Annotated in this window: 3 protein-coding genes; 2 read left to right on the top strand and 1 reads right to left on the bottom strand. The window is 36.5% G+C overall.

What is annotated here, in order from left to right; genetic code table 11:
- Together gltX and F6K13_RS22950 are read left to right on the top strand one after the other, a co-directional pair.
- A partial coding sequence (gene gltX / locus F6K13_RS35865) for a glutamate--tRNA ligase (RefSeq protein ID WP_375340680.1) occupies positions 1–2,205 on the top strand: 2,205 nt, incomplete at its 5' end.
- 621 nt (positions 2,206–2,826) lie between these two features.
- Positions 2,827–3,327 (top strand): hypothetical protein, encoded by a 501-nt coding sequence (locus F6K13_RS22950; RefSeq protein WP_124145184.1) that lies wholly within the window; start codon positions 2,827–2,829, stop codon positions 3,325–3,327.
- A 173-nt stretch (positions 3,328–3,500) separates the two neighbouring features.
- On the opposite strand, the gene F6K13_RS22945 is transcribed toward F6K13_RS22950, so the two are convergent.
- Positions 3,501–3,815, bottom strand: a 315-nt coding sequence (locus F6K13_RS22945) for a hypothetical protein (protein WP_287288492.1), incomplete at its 5' end; no start/stop codon positions are given.

The raw sequence follows: 3,815 nt of genomic DNA, 5'->3' as shown, positions 1-3,815 counted from the left end.
GAAGCAGAAGGAAGACAGCCAGTAATTCGTTTTAAAATTGACGATGACCGAACAATTAACTGGAAGGACCTGGTTAGAGGGACAGTAACCTGGAAGGGCAGCGACTTGGGTGGAGATATGGTCATCTCCCGTGCTGCTAGTGTAAAGACAGTGGGACAACCCCTCTACAATATGGCAGTGGTAGTAGATGATATGGATATGGAAATTACCCATGTAATTCGTGGTGAAGACCATATTGCTAATACAGCTAAACAAATATTACTTTATGAAGCCCTAGAGGGAAAAGTACCAGAATTTGCTCATACACCTCTAATTCTTAATCAAGAAGGACGCAAACTGTCAAAACGGGATGGCGTAACTTCAATTTCTGATTTTAAAGAATTAGGTTTTATCCCGGAAGCACTAGCAAATTATATGTGTTTGCTTGGGTGGACGCCTCCAGACTCAACCCAAGAAATATTTACCCTGACAGAAGCAGCTCAAAACTTCACTTTTGAGAGAGTGAATAAAGCGGGAGGTAAGTTTGACTGGGATAAGTTGGATTGGATAAATAGTCAATATTTACATAATTTACCAGTAGCAGAACTGACTGATAGATTAATTCCCGTATGGCAAAAAGCAGGATATGAAGTAGACCCACAGAGCGATCGCCCTTGGTTAGAACAATTGGCCGCATTGATTGGACCTAGCTTGACTCGCCTCACAGATGCAGTAGAAATGAGTAAGTTATTCTTCTCCCCCACTGTAGAACTGGATGCAGAAGCAACTGAACAAATGCAGAAAGAAGATGCTGTAAAATCTATTAATTCTATTATTGAGGGGATAGATAGTGATGCACCTCTGCGAGTGGGTGATGCACAAAAAATTATTAAAAGGGTGACTCAGGCAGTTAAAGTTAAGAAAGGCATTGTCATGCGCTCTCTAAGGGCGTCTTTAACTGGTGCCATGCAAGGACCAGATTTAATTCAGTCATGGTTACTCTTGCATCAAAGGGGTTTTGATATATTACGCTTCAAAAAAGCTATAGGTCAGCAGGTTGAAGAAAGCAAAAAAGTAGATGCTCCGGATAATAGTAATAAAGGGTTTGCTGAAATAAAAACAGCAACTTCAAAAACTTCTGTTCCACCAAAACAACAAGCTCAGAAAATAAAAGCATCAGTTACTCTTGATGGTGAGTCTCAAAGTGTTAAACCAACTATAGATCAAGCACAAGCAACAACTCCAACGGGTAAGTCTCAAGTTGTTGAACCTACTGTAGAGAAACAGAAACAAACTACGACTCCCAAAGGTGAGTCTCAAAGTGTTAAACCAACTACAGATAAAGCACAAGCAGCAACTCCGAGTGGGGAAGCTAAAACAGTAAAACCTGCTGTAGAAAAGCAAGCAACAGCAACTCCCAAAGTTCCCACAACTCCAACTACGGTAAAACCGACTGTAGACAAGCAACCAACAGCAACTCCTACAGTCCCGACAACCCAAGCGGGAGAAACTAAAGCTGTAAAACCGACTGTAGAAAAACAAACATCAACAGAAACTCCTACAGTCCCGACAACCCAAGCGGGAGAAACTAAAGCTGTAAAACCGACTGTAGAAAAACAAACATCAACAGAAACTCCTACAGTCCCGACAACCCAAGCGGGAGAAACTAAAACGGTAAAACTTGCTGTAGAAAAGCAAGCATCAACAGAAACTCCTACAGTCCCGACAACCCAAGCGGGAGAAACTAAAACGGTAAAACCTGCTGTAGAAAAGCAAGCATCAACAGAAACAACTCTTACTACAAAACCGGAAACCGTAGAACAACAAGTTGCTGCTCAAGTTGAAACTTCAACCTTGGATGACCAAAAGTCTGTAGACACAACAACTAATGAAACCGTTGAGAGTGATCGACTACAAAAGATTAAAGAAAAATTGATTAATACTTTTGCTAACTTTCCTGATTACATTAGTCAATTCTATCAAACATATCAACGTCAGCTTAAAGTAATTGGTTCGCTGATCTTAATCATATTAATCTTCAGATTAATTCTTGGTTTCCTAGAAGTTTTAGAAGGAATTACTACTTTATCAATTAGCTTTGAGTTGATAGGTATGGGATATTCAGTATGGTTTGTTTACCGTTATTTGCTGCGGAAATCTAATCGGCAAGAATTATTAGATAAAATTCAAGGTATCAAAGCAGAAATTGTGGGCAAAAAGTCTTAAACTTCTAATAGTTTCAGATACTGAAAACAACATGGGGGAAATTAAAAATCGAAGTAAACCAGAAAAATGTTTGTTTCAAATTCCCCCAATAATTAGGGTTTGCTGAAAAAGTCTTTTTTAAAGAGTAGGGAAGTAGGGGAGTGGGGGAGTAGGGGAGTAGATAGTAGTTAGGAGGAAGGGGGAATAGAATTTAAATAGGAGGTATTCATATATATTTGTTCCTTGATTTTTATACAATTATTCTGGTTTTTATGCTAAATTTTTGAGGGTTTTAGGCTGAAAATCTGGCACTTTTTTCAACCCAAAAAGAGTTTTAGCTAATATCAATCAATGCTTTGAGATTTAATCAGCAGAGCAATAATTATTTTGTAAGCATTTCCTGTGGAATGCTGCGCAAACAGCTATTCGCGGTCAGCTCTTCCTAGATCATGCTACGCAAACAGCTTTTTAATAAATGAAGCAAGCATTTGCTTAACTTCTGCGACATTTTTAAACAAAGAATTGAAGCACAAGAACAGCAAGCTTAAATTCTCCACTAAAATTAATAAAGCTGATAGCTGATAGCTGACTGCTGAATGCTTACATTATTTTGAATTTCTTTATCCGAAAACAGCACTCTAAATGAATAAAAATAAACGAAGAAAAACAATATTATTTTTAGTAGTATTATTTTCATTAGCTGGGATACAGAAAATCAGTCCTGTTTTATCCCAAGATTTACAATTGACACCTATATTTGAAGATGTAAATCTGTATCCAAAATCTCCTCAAAACCGAATGATTATTAGAGGATTAAGTGGAGGTCCTGTATCTGCAAAAGAAACAACAGGCAGAAATGACACGGTAACTGGACCTTGCGTAGGTTTTATTGATCGAAAACCAGATCATAGATTAATTTTAAATGGTTTTTTTCAATCCCTGAAACTTGAAGTTAAAAGTAGTGAAGATACAACTTTAGTAATTAGAGGTCCTGGGGGTAGTTGGTGTAATGATGACTTTGAAGGAAAAAATCCTGGAATTATGGGTCAATGGTTTTCAGGTACTTATGAAATATGGGTAGGTTCTTACCAAAGAAATAAATATTATCCTTATGTTATTAAAATTACTAAAGAAGAAGATTGATATATTCTCTGGGGTGAAGTTGTGGAGATTTTCATTTAAAAAATAATTCTTGATTGAGCGAAAAGAACAAAAGTAAAGATAATTTCAGTATTTATTTGGTACTGTCAGTTCTTAAATTTTATTTATAATTGACTCGTCCGTTAGTGTAGCTCCCCCTCCGGGGGAATATGATATTAGTCTTCTATAAAATTACGCTTTTTTTCATCTTCAATCCACTTCTCAAAATACTTAATTTCTTTTTCTAGATATTGCTTGTGTTCCAGAAGGTCTATTGTATTAAAAATTGGCAGTAGTGATTCAAGATACTCTACGATTTTATGTGTTGCTTCAATATTCTTAGAGCTACTCAAAATATAATCTTCTGAGGAAAGTTCCTTATGATTCTTAACATAAGGTTCTATGGGAAGTTTCTTAAAATATTCAAAATTTTGATTGTACTGACAAAATAGATCGATAAATTGATAACGTCTTTCGTATGGAAATGTTGT

Source organism: Okeania sp. SIO2B9 (assembly GCF_010672505.1).
GTDB lineage: Bacteria > Cyanobacteriota > Cyanobacteriia > Cyanobacteriales > Microcoleaceae > Okeania > Okeania hirsuta.
Note: the sequence above shows the minus strand (reverse complement) of the source record. Positions and strands in the feature narration are given on the sequence as shown.

Bases quoted from the DNA above. Each gene is read 5' to 3' on its own strand.
- F6K13_RS22950 (WP_124145184.1), top strand. From the start codon at position 2,827: ATGAATAAAAATAAACGAAGAAAAACAATATTATTTTTAGTAGTATTA.